The sequence below is a fragment of the Halobacillus sp. B23F22_5 genome (assembly GCF_043497085.1).
Classification (GTDB): domain Bacteria; phylum Bacillota; class Bacilli; order Bacillales; family Halobacillaceae; genus Thalassobacillus.
This window is the reverse complement of the sequence record NZ_JBIEKI010000019.1, coordinates 1-13,700: the sequence shown is the minus strand read 5'-3', so window position 1 is coordinate 13,700 and position 13,700 is coordinate 1. Positions and strand designations below refer to the sequence as shown.

Below are 13,700 nucleotides of genomic sequence, written 5' to 3'. Positions count from 1 at the left end.
CCTGTGTGGAGGCAGGCCTTTACATTTGTTACATATACATGCTGGCCAGGAAGATACCGATGGCTTCCTGGTAGATTTCATCAAATTGTCCCAAAGGGAGCGGGTTTGTTCCTCGTCCTAATTCCACGGTAAAGCCCGGTCGCCTGTAATCCTGAATGAACCAATCTTTATAACCGGCGAAACTGTCGACATACTGAATCGGACGGTAGCCGCTGACGCGTGCGAACTCATTGACGATCGTCTCTGATTCTGGCGGTTCCAGCCCCTCAAACCCCCAATAGATCACTTTACCTTGTGTATGGAAAGTAAGCATTTTAGCGAACTGTCTGTTCCCCGCCAGTTCTGCCATGGCGATGCTTTCCGGCTCCGTCAATGGCTGGTAGCCTGGAAAGTCTCTTGGCCCTGGCTGATCTGGCTTTCTTTCAGCCTCCACTTCCCATTTTGCTGGATACTGATTATTGAGATCCACTCCGCGAATATTGGCTCTCCAGGCAAAAAAGTCTGTACTGCCATTATTGAGCTCGAGCACTTCTTCACCGCGTGGCCCGGAAGGAGGGCCGTTAATAACAAGGTCGACACCATCCGGATTGACCATGGGAACGATTGATAACGTAATCCGATCATAGAAGGGATTCATTTGTAAGCCGCGAATGGATCCCTGGTTGGTGAGGGAAAGCAGGTAATCATTCAGAAACATCATGATGACCGGAGTGGTTATCCATTCCTGCGCATGAAAGGAACCATTCCAATGAACGACTTGTGGTCCACGTCCAATTAGCAGTTCTGTCAACTCTTTTCCCATTACGCTGCGACCAATGGATTCTGTGCGGATGAACGGATATATATGGAACAGTTCTGCGAGATCCTGACCTAACACAGAGGAGTCATAGGCTTGTTTGCCAAATACTACCCTTGAAGTAACTCTGGACGGGATGGAAATTGCCAGGCCAATCTGCAGGTTATTCGCGTTGATAGTCTGGTTTAGCAGATAAAGTGCGTCAAGCGAGATATTACGGTCGGTCGCCAATTTCCAAAATGTGTCCCCTCGCTGTATCTGGTAGCTGATACTTCTGTATCCGGGAATGCGGATGGTCTGTCCGATAGTCAAAGCATTTGGGTTGATACGAGGATTAGAGTCGATAATCAAATGTAATGGGAGATTGAACATGCTGGCATAATACCAGAGGGTGTCACCTCTTCGTACAGAAATGTCCATGCCATGACCTCCTGAAAAGATACTGTTACCAATGTATGTAGCAGACAAGCTGTCAATGAACGGATAATAATCCTCTAACGAATATAGGCAATAGGTAAGTTTTTTCAGGTTTCAATATGGGTAAGGATGTAATAAGACTCAATAGTTATTTATACTAAAGATGGAGGTTGTTAATCATGGCAGAATGCAATATCGATCATGGACAAAAAGATGTAAAAAAGAAATTGATCAGTCAGGAAGAATTTCTACCTGATGATTTAGTCGTGAAGATGCATATGTACTTGAAAGAGATCCGTCCTCAGGAAGAATTGAATGAAGTATTCCATCTCTTGAAAAAATACGACACTGCATCCGATCAGGAACGCGAGGAAAGAAATGAAAAGCTTCGCCAATATGTAGCAGAAATCGAATAATAAGCATTAAGCAGCATTACGAAATTCCCGTAATGCTGCTTTTAATTGGAAGCATTGTTAATAATAACGAAAACTGTTGCAAAACTGTTTCAACGTCCTTAATATTGTAATAGAATCTTTAATTATAGACATCATTTTGAAAAAATCTTGAGGATGGTTTGAATGACTTTTGAAGAGCGCTTTGACTGGCGCCTATTTTTTATTATGTTAGCCTTGTTTACCATCAGTTGTGTTGCCATTTACAGCGCTATACAGACCAATCAGTATTCCGATAATTTCGTAGTGCGCCAAATCATGTGGTATACACTTGGAAGCATGATTATAGCTGGAATGCTCATGATTGAACCTATTCAATATAAAGGGTTGAGCTGGTACCTGTATGGAGCAGGAACCCTCGTTCTTGCAATACTGGTTATTGCTCCGTCAAGCATTGCTCCGGTAATTAATGGCCAGAAGAGCTGGTTTTTGCTGCCAGGGATCGGTTCTATACAGCCGTCAGAGTTCATGAAAATATTTACGATTCTTGTGTTAAGCAGGGTCATCGTCAATCACAATAAAAGCAACCAATTCAAAACTACGAAAACAGATTTTTACCTGCTGTTGAAAATCATGGGAGTTACAGGGCTTCCGATTTTGCTAATTATGCAGCAGCCGGATTTCGGCACAGCATTAGTGTTTTTAGGTATCATGTCAGGGATGATTATCGTGGCAGGAATCACCTGGAAGTTGATTTTGCCGATTTACGGTGTAATTGGAGCTGTAGGAGGCTCCGTCCTGTATTTAGTGATTCAGGCTCCTGAAATATTGCGGGAGTACCTGGGAATCAAGGAGTATCAGCTGGGAAGGATATATGCCTGGCTCGAACCTTACAAATATCAATCAGGAGATGGCTATCATCTGATCAAATCCTTACAAGCCATCGGCTCAGGAATGTTGACCGGAAAAGGTTTTGGGGATGGGGAAGTGTACATCCCGGAAAGCCATACCGATTTCATTTTCGCTGTCATCGGAGAGGAATTCGGCTTTGTCGGCAGCTGCCTTGTCATTTTGGTATTCTTTTTATTGATTTATCATCTGATCCAGCTGGCCATTAGGGCAAATTATTCTTTTAGTGCGTATGTATGTGTCGGGGTCGTCAGCATGATTACGTTCCATGTATTTCAAAATATCGGCATGACTGTCCAGCTTTTGCCGATCACAGGAATTCCTCTGCCATTCATCAGTTATGGGGGAAGCTCGCTGCTTGCCAATCTGATGGCGATCGGCTTGGCGTTCGCTGTGCATTTCCATCAGCGCGAGTTTATGTTCGGCGATAACAATTTACAGGATTGATGAAAAAGGAAGGACTGAATTTTATAATTTTATTAAGTAATAAAAACTATGATTTAGCTTTGCGTTTGTTAGAAAAAGATAAATTAGATCATACATTTTCTTATTCAGTTTTAGAAGGCATTATTGATGGTAAAGTATACGTGGATAATAAATTTGAACCAAAAAGTGCCTTAATAGAAATTGAAAACGGTATTCATCACTTATATGGTTCAAGCGAAAATATTCCGTTTTATCAGTGGGTAGTAGACAAAATAAATGAAAAAGTTACTAACAATCAATTAGTTGTTTTATTTTCAAATGAGACTTTCGAAATACACTTAAAAGATACTAACCTGACTTATCAAAAAAATTTACGAACCACCTTTTCATTCAACGATTCGAATTTTAAAAACACTTTAATTCCTAAAATTCCAGATAATTTAATACTTGAAAGAATAAATGAAAAAAACATTAAGGAAAGCGATTTATTTCCACCACGCTTTTATGAAATGTATTGGAACGATACAGATACATTCTTAACACACGGTTTTGGGTTTCGTCTGATTGATCATGAAAATAAAGTTATTTGTGAAGCAACTTCACCAGCGAGTTCTTCTAATAAAATTGATCTCGATATCATGACTGATGAATCTTTTCGTGGATATGGATTAGGAAAATTCTTAGCATATCACTTTATTTCGTACGGTCAAAAAAATAACAAATTTACTGATTGGGCATGCGACAAACAAAATGTTCCTTCTTATAAGCTGGCGAAAGCACTCGGTTTTGAAGAAAAAAGTGAACACCCTATTTATATATTTCAAAGATAAGATAGTTTTTTATTAAGATTAGATAAAGAAGAGTGAGCATTTTCCGATAAGGAATTTGCTTTTTTTGTACCTCAAATCACATTGGTGTTTGCTCGTGGTTTTGCAAGTCTTCAAAAATTATTGCAGGCTTGCAAATTAGGTTACATTTTCATGTGCATAAAAACCGTCCTAAATACGCGTGAATATGGATTTAACAATTTAAATTGAGCATCAAATTGCATTGCAATTTAATGCTCAATTTAAATTTTATTTTTATTGTTTGCGTTCTGAAACTGAACTACTTAGGTTCAGGCATTCTTCTTTTTTAAATCTATAAATTTAGAGGGGGCGTCCCATCTAGGTCTGGCTGCCTCGATTGAACTACCCCCACTTAAATTAAGCCATTTCTTTGGTGCGGAAAGTGTAGATAGCAGCTATTAGCAAGAGGGCAATGATTCCTATCGTGACCAGTGCAGTTCCCCACAGGTCAGCTGGAATACTTCCGTCACTTAGCATCGTTCGGATATAGCCACTTAACTTAGCGGGGCTCCAATCGAGGACATGGCTGAAAATGTTTGTAATGATGCTGGTGATGATGACGAATAGAATCGTTAAGAATCCAACCAGTCCTGGCACTTTGAACACCGTGTTCATAAACACCGATATACTAATGACGTACAACAGCCATAAACTATAGAAGAACCAGGTCCATATCAGGTTTAAGAAGGAAATATCACCAAACAGGATATTGACGTAATACCAGCTGGCCATTAATCCGGCGAAAAAAGATATTAAAACTAAAACACTGACAGCGCTCCATTTTGCTGATACATACGTGCTATACTTCACGGGTTTCACCAGCACGAGTTCAGCTACTCCGCTTTTTCTTTCCCCTGAAATCAGCCCCATCGACATCAAGGCGACGACAAGCACACCAAGCTGGCTGTATTGTGCCAGACTCATCATCAGCACATCGTAGGGTGGAGGTGTCGGTATTTCAAATGATGCGCCATCCGGAAGTCCACCGACGGATTCGATGATTTGCGGCAGGTAATAAGTGGATAACGGGTCAGATATGCCGAGCAGGATGAATACGAGTGGAACCCAGATCCATTTGAAGTTACGTCCTGCTTCCAGCATTTCACGTTTGAAAACTGTCATGAATTGCATCATTGATTCACCACCTTCATGAAGAGATCCTCTAAGGATGCACGACCGACTTCAAATCGTTCCAGCGGCCAGCCTTCTGTATAAACCAATTGTAAAATTTCATCTCTCGCCTGGTTGGTGTCGTTGACAAAAATATGATAAGTCCCTTTATTAGTTTCCGCTCGTATTACGGTAGGCAAGGCGGTTATTTTTGCTTCCTCAGGGGTGAAGCCTTCCTGGAATGAAACGTCAATCTTATCAACACGATGCTTCTGCCGTACACCTTCGAGGGATCCAGCCTCCACAATTTTACCGTTATGCATCAGCAGCAGTTCATCACTGACTTCTTCGGCGTCATTCAGAATATGAGTGGAAAACAGCAGGGTCGTTTCTTCCTTCAGTTCTTCCATTAATGTCAGTACTTCACGTCTGCCGATGGGGTCAAGGGCGGAAACCGGCTCATCCAGCATCAATAATTTCGGCTGGTGAATCATTGCCTGGGCAATACCCAGACGCTGTTTCATACCTCCGGAATATTTGCTGATCCGTTTATTTTTCGCATCCGCGATACCGACACGGTCCATTAATTCCTCTGCACGCTTGGCGGCGGTTTGTTTGTCCATATTAGCAAGTCTCGCGACATAGACGAGGAACTCCCTGCCTGACATCCAGGTATGGAAAACCGGGTGCTGGGGAAGGTACCCAATGTGATAACGGATATCCGATTGGTCGCTCATCCCCTCAAAAGAGATCTTTCCTCCGCTGGAACGGATCAGGCCGGAGAGCATGCGTAATGTCGTGGTCTTGCCGGCGCCATTCGGACCAAGCAGCGCTACACATGAACCTTTATTAATGGAAAAATCTATCCCCTGGATGACAGACTTGCCATCGTAATTTTTCTTAAGGTTTTGTACCGTGAGCAGTGACATTACTCCTGTCTCCTTCCAATAACGAAATACAATATCGGTCCAATCATATTTAATAACAGAATGATGAACAGCCACATGATTTTCGGGCCATTTGTATGCTCGATGCGGAACCAGTCGATCAATGCGACCACTTGTAAAATCAGCTGGATGACAAGCAGCGGTGCAACAAGTGCCCAATTGATTGTTTCAAAAACTTCTGCCATCTTAAATCCCCCTTTATTACCGAATAACTAATTATACGAATAACAATAGGAAAAAGCTTCATTTTTGTAAATAATTCCTTCTATAATTTTCTTAAAGCTTCAGTGTTACTTTTGTACAAATAGTCAGAACTTTTGGTTGACAGGAAGAATAGTATTCTATAAACTAACAAACAAGTTAAAGTTAAGAGATGAGAATGAGTGAGCTGAGTTGAGGTAGTGGGATGAGTTGAGCCGAGCGAGTAGAGGGACGTCAGGGAGAGCCTGAGCCGTTGCCTGTACCAACCTTCATTTTATCATCCACTTTTCACCCTCAAACTCTCATTCTCCATAACAATTATGGAGAGGTGAGAACATGACCACACGTGAAGCTTTTCTGAATGATGCAAGCACGCATCAGACCATTCCTGTTACAGAATCCTTTTACACGGACACCCTGACACCGATTCATATGTTTCAGGCATTGAAAGACGAAGCGGTTTATATGCTGGAAAGCCAGGACCCGGAGTCCCCATGGTCCAATTTTTCTTTTATTGGGATCGAACCTATGATGGAAGTTGAACAATGTGGGGAAACTTTTCATATCAAAGACTTGCAGCGGAAATATGTGATGGAAGCTCCGAATTTACAGGATGCCTTCGATCGCTCTTTGGAGTACTTGAAAGTTAAAGAACCGGATGTCGCTGTTCCGTTCCGTGGAGGTGCCGTCGGTTATATCGCTTATGATGCTATATCAGATGTAGAACCAGTGCTCCACGCTATCAAGGATGATATCCCGATTTCAAACTACCACTTGCTGTTTTGCCAGACGTTGATCGCTTATAACCATAAAACGAAAGAGACAACGATCATGCAGTTCGCACGATTGGAAAACGGGATTGAACCGGAAGAGAAATTCAACCTGGCGAAGACGCGAATCAAAGAGCTCAGCGATCAGTTGATGAGCAACGGATTTGTTCATGACCTTATGCTGACGAACGATGAGGAGTCTGAAGAAGAGGTCCCTCTGAAAAGCAATTATACCCATGAATCATTCCTACAGGATGTAGAAAAAGTGAAGCGATACATCCATGCCGGCGATATTTTTCAAGCGGTGTTATCCCAGCGTTTCGAGGCTGAAACGACGCTTGGCGGTTTTCAGTTGTATCGGGTATTGAGGAAAGTGAACCCGTCGCCTTATATGTTTTATTTGAAGTTTGGTGAGCTGGAAGTGATCGGAAGTTCACCGGAACGTTTGCTGGAAGTCCGGAACGGGAGATTAGAGATTCACCCGATTGCCGGGACAAGAAAACGAGGCGCAACGGAGGAAGACGACGATGCATTAGCCGAGGAATTGCTGGCTGATGAAAAAGAACGGGCCGAGCACCGGATGCTTGTCGACCTTGCACGAAATGATATCGGACGCGTAGCCGAATATGGATCCGTTGCAGTACCGGAGTTCATGACCATCGGACGCTTTTCCAAGGTAATGCATATCATCAGTAAAGTGACCGGAGAATTACGGAAGGATGTCCACCCGATTGAAGCATTGTATTCCGCGTTCCCGGCAGGAACGTTATCCGGAGCACCGAAAGTGAGGGCCATGCAAATTCTAAGAGAATTAGAACCGACTCCCAGACACTTATACGGAGGAGGTATCCTTTATCTTGGATTTGATGGCAACATTGATTCCTGCATTACCATCCGGACAATGACCCTGTATCAAGGTAAAGCATATATCCAGGCAGGTGCCGGGGTTGTTGCTGATTCTGACCCGCAAAGCGAATATGAAGAGACGTTGAATAAAGCAAGCGCATTGAAGAAGACAATCGAGTTAGCTGAGAAGGTTTTTGAGAAGAGCAGAGAAGGAGTGGAGCAGAGATGAAAGAATTATTGACACGTGTCGTTGAAGGAGAAAAGCTAGGGGAACAGGACGCCTTTGAATTAATGAATCAAATAATGCAGGGCAAAGTCTCTACAGGACAATTGATGAGCGTATTGAGTGTGTTGCGCTACCGCGGTGAAACGGTCGAAGAAATGACCGGATTTGCCAGAGCAATGCGAAATAATATGCTGAAAATGGATATCGAAGACGACGCAGTTATCGATACTTGCGGGACCGGAGGAGATGGAAGTTCAACCTTCAACATTTCTACCGCAGTTGCGATCGTCCTGGCCGCCATGGGTGTGAAAGTGGCGAAGCATGGGAACCGAAAAGTATCGTCAAAAAGTGGCAGCGCCGATGTGCTTGAAATGTTGGGGATGCCTCTAGAAGTTACGCCTGAAGAAGGGAAGCGCGCCCTGGAAGAAAAACGAATGACATTCCTATTCGCCCCAAATTATCATCAGGCAATGAAGCACGCGGTACCAGCGAGACAGGAGCTTGGTTTCCGGACAGTCTTCAACCTGCTCGGACCGATTTCCAATCCTGCTCAGACGAAACGCCAGTTGATTGGTATCTATGATACGGACTATGGCGAGAAGTTAGCAGGCACGCTGAAGGCGCTTGGTTCCAAACATGTTTTGCTTGTGACTGGCCGAGACGGCCTTGATGAAATAACCATTACAGGTGAAACAGATATCGTGGAATTGAAAGATGGAGAGATTACCAGATTTACACTGAGCCCGGAAGAGGTCGGCCTGAAGCGCGGAAAATTAGAAGATATTCAAATCGCCCATCCAGCGGAAAGTGCAGCGATCATCCAGAATATCGTCTATAACAAAGCGAATGACAGCGCGCGTGACATCGTATTGATGAACGCGGCAGCAGGGTTATATATCGCAGGTGAAGCCGAGAGCATCCAGGCAGGTGTAAAGCAAGTGAAAAAAGCGCTTGAAGAAGGTGTAGTAAGGGAATACTTTGAAGCAATTACACATACAAAGGAGCGGAAATATGCTTGATACGATTCTCGCTATCAAACAACAAGAAATAGATAAGATTTTCCTCCCAGAGGAGCAGAGCACTACTCACTATTCCTTACATGATGCCTTAAAGCATTCACCTTACCTTGCCGGTTTGATTGCGGAAGTGAAAAAAGCATCTCCTTCCAAAGGGATTATCCGTGATGATTTCAACCCTGTCGTCATTGCCCGGGAATATGAAAAAGCAGGTGCCCAGGCAATTTCTGTGCTGACGGACCAGCATTTTTTCCAGGGTCACCGGGACTTTTTAAGCGATATAAAAAAGGTAGTGAATCTGCCGGTGTTGCGGAAAGACTTTATTATCGATTCTGTCCAAATCGAAGAAAGCGCCAGGATCGGAGCAGATGCGATTCTATTAATCGGTGAAGCGTTAGAGCCGAAACAGCTGCACGAATTTTACCAGCATGCGGAGAGTCTTGGAATGGAAGCGCTCGTTGAAGTACATTCGAAAGAAACGCTGGAAGGGATTTTGAAGGAGTTCACCCCGAAGATCATCGGCATCAATAACCGGAATCTCAAAACCTTTGAAACTACATTGGAACAAACAAAAAAGATCGCCCCAATGGTACCAAAGAAAAGCCTAATCGTCTCTGAGAGCGGCATTTTCAGCTATGAAGATATCGAACAGGTTACAGCAGCAGGGGCAGAAGGCATTCTTGTCGGTGAAGCGCTGATGCGGCAGGATGACCTCAATCAAGCAGTGACTCGTTTGATGGGAGGCGTCCGCTCATGATGGAACCTTTAGTCAAGCTATGCGGCAACCGGTCGAAGCAGGACTTAGCTTTTAGTGCGGATTCTCAGGCAACTCACCTCGGTTTTATTTTCGTGCCAGGAACAAAACGTTATGTCCGGCCGGAGAGAGTTGGACGCTGGATAAATGAAGTAAACCCGTACCAAACGCTCGTGGGTGTTTTCGTAGAACCAACTATAGAAGAACTTGAGATCGTGTTGCATTATGTCCCACTCGATATCATCCAATTACACGGCAATGAAACGGTCTCGGAAGTGCTTCAAATTAAAGAGCATTTTTCTTTACCAGTGTGGAAAGTGATCCATCACGCCGACTTCGGTGTCGATTATATGCATCTATTCAAGGGAGCCGTCGATGGCTTCGTAGTAGATTCCAAAGTAAAAGGGGCTTATGGCGGGACCGGCGTGCAATTCGATTGGGAAGCGATCCCTGCTTATCGGAAAGAAGCAGAGCATCAGGGAGTGCCATGTCTGATTGCGGGCGGCATCACTGCTGAAAACGCAGGAGAGGTATTAAGCTATTACCCTGGAGGAATCGATCTCTCCAGCGGCACCGAAACTGAAAATAAAAAAGATCGAAATAAAATTCAAGCGCTGATGAGAGAGGTGGAAAACTATGGTCCAAGTATATCCGGATCAAAAAGGGCGGTACGGTGATTTTGGTGGTAAATATGTGCCAGAAACATTGATGGCTCCATTGCAGGAGCTGGAAGAAGCGCTTGATGAAGCCATGGCAGATAAAGATTTTATCGCAGAATATCATCATGTGTTAGAAAAGTATGCAGGGAGACCAACGGCGCTTACGTACGCTGATAAAATCACAGACATGTTAGGCGGTGCCAGGATTTACTTGAAGCGGGAAGATCTGCTTCATACCGGCGCTCATAAGTTAAATAATGCCATTGGGCAGGCGTTGCTTGCAAAACGGATGGGCAAAAGTAAAATCATTGCAGAAACAGGAGCAGGCCAGCACGGAGTCGCTTCCGCCACGGTAGCGGCCAAGTTCGGTCTCGAATGTAAAGTGTTTATGGGGGAGGAAGATATCCGCCGCCAGGAACCGAATGTGTTCCGGATGAAAATGCTCGGAGCAGAAGTTATTCCTGTATCCAGCGGCCGTGGAACACTTAAAGATGCGACCAATGAAGCGATCCGTTACTGGGTAGCGAACTGTGAAGATCATTTTTACTTGATTGGTTCCGTGGTCGGCCCTCATCCATATCCTCGCATGGTCCGTGATTTCCAGCGCATCATCGGTGATGAATCGAAGCGTCAGTTCCTGGAAGGTGAGCCGACTTTGCCAGATTATATCTATGCCTGTGTCGGAGGTGGCAGCAACGCGATCGGGATGTTCCATCCTTTTTTAGAAGACGATGTCGAACTGGTCGGTGTAGAAGCCGCTGGGAAAGGTGTCGATACGGAGGAGCATGCAGCAACATTGACCAAAGGCGACCGCGGAGTGATTCACGGTTCGTTGACCTTCTTATTACAGGATGAACATGGTCAGATAACAGAGCCTTATTCGATTTCAGCAGGTCTTGATTATCCTGGCATAGGACCGGAGCATGCTTATTTGTTTGATTCCAAACAAGTGCGTTATGAAGCGGTGACCGATGAGGAAGCGATGGAAGCATTGAAACTGTTAACGGAAGCGGAAGGTATTATTCCGGCTGTGGAAAGTGCCCATGCGTTAGCTCAGGCATTCAAGGAAGCGAAGAATCTACCAGAGGATAAGACAATCCTTATCAATCTTTCCGGGCGCGGTGATAAAGACCTGGCTACCATTATGAATCATTTCAAGGGGGAGGAATAACATGCTGACACAAACTTCATTCCAGGGTAAGCTCAGTAAGACAGAAGACTTGTTCATCCCATTCATTGAAGCAGGTGATCCTGCCCCTGAGGTGACAATCGAGCTGGCCTTGAAGCTTCAGGAGGCAGGGGCTGATATCCTGGAGCTTGGTATTCCTTACTCTGACCCTCTGGCCGATGGACCAACGATCCAGCGGGCGGCGAAACGCGCATTGGATAATGGAATGTCTTTGAAACAGGCGATTGAACTAATTCCGGCGATGCGTAAAAAAGGCCTGACCATTCCTGTTGTCGTCTTCACTTATTATAATCCTGTCCTCCGCATCGGGGAGGAAACGTTTTTTGAACTGCTTGAGGAGCATGGAGCAGAAGGCGTGCTTATTCCAGACCTTCCCCATGAAGAAAGTGAGTCTGTCAGGGAACTGGCACTGAAACATGAGATAGAATATATATCCCTGGTCGCTCCTAACTCAGAGAAACGGCTTCAGAAAATTGCTTCCGAAGCCCGCGGATTTCTTTATTGCGTATCAACACTTGGTGTAACCGGCGGTGAAAATCAGTTGTCTTCTGAAGTCACCCACTTCATTGAGAAAGTGAAAAAGCACAGTCCTGTTCCTGTAGCAGTAGGTTTCGGTATCTCAACCAATGACGATGTGCGAATGATTCGCGAGCATGCCGACGGGGTGATTATCGGGAGCAAGATCATCCGCCTGGTGGAGGCAGAAGTAGAAAACTTGAAGGATGAGCAAAAACGAGAGGCAGCCCTGGTTCGTTTTTATAATAATGTATGTGAATTGGTCGAGTAACTGAGGAGGAAGAGCAGAGAGGAGCTGAGCAAAGTGATTTACATGATTGATCATTATGATTCATTCACCTATAATATCGTACAGTATTTAGGAGAAATGGGAGAAGAAATAATTGTTCGACGTAATGATAAGGTGAGCATAGAGGAAATCGAACAGATTCAGCCTGATTTGATTTTCCTGTCACCAGGGCCATGTTCACCAGGTGATGCACCATTGACCTTGGAAGTTATTGATAAGTTCAAAGGAAAGTTTCCGATTTTTGGTGTATGCCTCGGCCACCAGGCAATCGCCCAGGCGTTCGGAGCTGAAGTGGTACAGACAGAAAAATTGATGCATGGCAAATCTTCCTTCATCCATCACGATGAAAAGGGAATTTACGAAGGGCTGCCTTCTCCGATGGAAGCAATGCGCTATCATTCCTTAATTGTGGATATGGAAAGTCTGCCGAAGTCCTTTGATTTGTCCGCCGTAACCGTTGAAGGTGAAATCATGGGGATCCGGCATAAAACCTATCCAATTGAAGGGGTCCAGTTTCACCCTGAATCGATCGGGACGCTGGAAGGGAAGCAGTTGATGAAGAGCGTGCTTCAGCAATACATTAAAATACCGGTTAAATAATAGAAGCGGAGTGGATATTGGCTCATATCACTCCGCTTTTGGCTTCAACCTATTAAAATTTAACGTCTTCTTCATTCGTAACAACTAACAAGGTTTTCCCTTTTTCTAATTCTTTATGGAGCTCCTTGGCTGTGGATTGATCGAAACCAATCTCTTTCATTTTGGAGATCAGTTTATCATCTTTACCACGGAAGACATTTTTCGTTGCTGTACCAAGACCAGTTTCACTCACGCCGATCTTGTTAGCATCTGTTTGCCTTTTCGTTCGTCTGACATGATCATTGTCGTGAGAAAGAATGTAGATATTATCTTCATCTACGCCGTGTTTTTTAATCTTGTCGATAGATTCACCCATTTGTTCATCATCGCCAAAAATTTGATAGTTCGGTTGCATCGATATCGCCTCCTTAGAAACAGGGATACCCGAGGAAAGAGGAGCATAAACGATGAAGAAAGTCCTGGTATATAAAAAATGGCAAGGTTTTGCATTTTCCTCTTGATATTAGGACGAATGTCGTTATATAATACTGATTGTCGAGTTAATCGAATCACGGGGCATTAGCTCAGCTGGGAGAGCGCTACACTGGCAGTGTAGAGGTCAGCGGTTCGAGCCCGCTATGCTCCATCTAGAGAGCAAATCCACTTACACTTGTAAGTGGATTTTTTTTGCGAGTGGCAGCACATGCGCTACAGGGTGAGAGTCCCGAATGCACCGATTCAGCCGGTAAGCATTAGCTGACAAATAGTGCGTTACCGTGAGGTAACGTGCGGAGGATTTGAAGGCAAACC

The 13,700-nt window shown here is 44.3% G+C and carries 15 protein-coding genes and 1 tRNA gene; 11 read left to right on the top strand and 5 right to left on the bottom strand.

Annotated elements, in window-relative coordinates:
• Positions 1–28: 28 nt before the first annotated feature.
• Positions 29–1,216, bottom strand: coding sequence for a M14 family metallopeptidase (locus ACGTN9_RS18060; RefSeq protein ID WP_499595452.1), 1,188 nt, complete (start codon positions 1,214–1,216; stop codon positions 29–31).
• Between the two features lie 176 nt (positions 1,217–1,392).
• Here ACGTN9_RS18060 and ACGTN9_RS18055 point away from each other — a divergent pair, with 176 nt between their 5' ends.
• The 3 genes from ACGTN9_RS18055 to ACGTN9_RS18045 all read left to right on the top strand — a co-directional run bounded on the left by ACGTN9_RS18055 (position 1,393) and on the right by ACGTN9_RS18045 (position 3,770).
• Complete coding sequence (locus ACGTN9_RS18055; protein ID WP_499595450.1) at positions 1,393–1,629, top strand: hypothetical protein; 237 nt, start codon at positions 1,393–1,395, stop codon at positions 1,627–1,629.
• A gap of 162 nt (positions 1,630–1,791) precedes the next feature.
• Complete coding sequence (locus ACGTN9_RS18050; RefSeq protein ID WP_499595446.1) at positions 1,792–2,961, top strand: FtsW/RodA/SpoVE family cell cycle protein; 1,170 nt, start codon at positions 1,792–1,794, stop codon at positions 2,959–2,961.
• Complete coding sequence (locus ACGTN9_RS18045) at positions 2,961–3,770, top strand: GNAT family N-acetyltransferase (protein ID WP_499595442.1); 810 nt, start codon at positions 2,961–2,963, stop codon at positions 3,768–3,770. The genes ACGTN9_RS18050 and ACGTN9_RS18045 overlap by 1 nt, the downstream gene beginning before the upstream one ends.
• A 375-nt stretch (positions 3,771–4,145) precedes the next feature.
• Here the strand turns inward: ACGTN9_RS18045 and ACGTN9_RS18040 are convergent, their stop codons facing one another.
• From ACGTN9_RS18040 to ACGTN9_RS18030, 3 genes are read right to left on the bottom strand one after another with little or no spacing between them, the layout of a single operon-like run.
• A complete protein-coding gene (locus tag ACGTN9_RS18040) occupies positions 4,146–4,922 on the bottom strand; it encodes an ABC transporter permease (protein ID WP_499595437.1) in 777 nt (258 codons plus the stop codon).
• On the bottom strand, positions 4,919–5,827 hold the full coding sequence (locus tag ACGTN9_RS18035; protein ID WP_499595434.1) for an ABC transporter ATP-binding protein: 909 nt from the start codon (positions 5,825–5,827) through the stop codon (positions 4,919–4,921). The genes ACGTN9_RS18040 and ACGTN9_RS18035 overlap by 4 nt, the downstream gene beginning before the upstream one ends.
• Entirely contained in the window at positions 5,827–6,030 is a 204-nt protein-coding gene (locus ACGTN9_RS18030) for a PLD nuclease N-terminal domain-containing protein (protein ID WP_499595431.1), read from the bottom strand. The genes ACGTN9_RS18035 and ACGTN9_RS18030 overlap by 1 nt, the downstream gene beginning before the upstream one ends.
• 352 nt (positions 6,031–6,382) lie before the next feature.
• On the opposite strand from ACGTN9_RS18030, the gene trpE reads away from it, so the two are divergent.
• From trpE to ACGTN9_RS17995, 7 genes are read left to right on the top strand one after another with little or no spacing between them, the layout of a single operon-like run.
• Positions 6,383–7,891, top strand: coding sequence for an anthranilate synthase component I (gene trpE / locus ACGTN9_RS18025; protein WP_499595427.1), 1,509 nt, complete (start codon positions 6,383–6,385; stop codon positions 7,889–7,891).
• On the top strand, positions 7,888–8,907 hold the full coding sequence (gene trpD, locus ACGTN9_RS18020) for an anthranilate phosphoribosyltransferase (protein ID WP_499595424.1): 1,020 nt from the start codon (positions 7,888–7,890) through the stop codon (positions 8,905–8,907). The genes trpE and trpD overlap by 4 nt, the downstream gene beginning before the upstream one ends.
• Positions 8,900–9,661, top strand: a complete 762-nt coding sequence (gene trpC, locus ACGTN9_RS18015; RefSeq protein ID WP_499595421.1) for an indole-3-glycerol phosphate synthase TrpC — start codon at positions 8,900–8,902, stop codon at positions 9,659–9,661. The genes trpD and trpC overlap by 8 nt, the downstream gene beginning before the upstream one ends.
• Positions 9,658–10,335 carry a phosphoribosylanthranilate isomerase gene (locus ACGTN9_RS18010; RefSeq protein ID WP_499595419.1) on the top strand — a complete coding sequence of 226 codons (678 nt, stop codon included), beginning with the start codon at positions 9,658–9,660 and terminating at the stop codon, positions 10,333–10,335. Before trpC ends, ACGTN9_RS18010 begins: the two co-directional genes overlap by 4 nt.
• Positions 10,295–11,488, top strand: a complete 1,194-nt coding sequence (trpB, locus tag ACGTN9_RS18005; protein ID WP_499595416.1) for a tryptophan synthase subunit beta — start codon at positions 10,295–10,297, stop codon at positions 11,486–11,488. Before ACGTN9_RS18010 ends, trpB begins: the two co-directional genes overlap by 41 nt.
• 1 nt (position 11,489) lies before the next feature.
• Entirely contained in the window at positions 11,490–12,293 is an 804-nt protein-coding gene (trpA, locus tag ACGTN9_RS18000) for a tryptophan synthase subunit alpha (RefSeq protein WP_499595413.1), read from the top strand.
• A gap of 33 nt (positions 12,294–12,326) precedes the next feature.
• Positions 12,327–12,911, top strand: coding sequence for an anthranilate synthase component II (locus ACGTN9_RS17995; RefSeq protein ID WP_499595410.1), 585 nt, complete (start codon positions 12,327–12,329; stop codon positions 12,909–12,911).
• A 52-nt stretch (positions 12,912–12,963) separates the two neighbouring features.
• Here the strand turns inward: ACGTN9_RS17995 and ACGTN9_RS17990 are convergent, their stop codons facing one another.
• Positions 12,964–13,305: a YflT domain-containing protein gene (locus ACGTN9_RS17990; protein WP_499595407.1), complete on the bottom strand. Its 342-nt coding sequence runs from the start codon at positions 13,303–13,305 to the stop codon at positions 12,964–12,966.
• 158 nt (positions 13,306–13,463) lie between these two features.
• Here ACGTN9_RS17990 and ACGTN9_RS17985 point away from each other — a divergent pair.
• Positions 13,464–13,536: transfer RNA gene (locus ACGTN9_RS17985), tRNA-Ala, on the top strand.
• Positions 13,537–13,700: the final 164 nt, after the last annotated feature.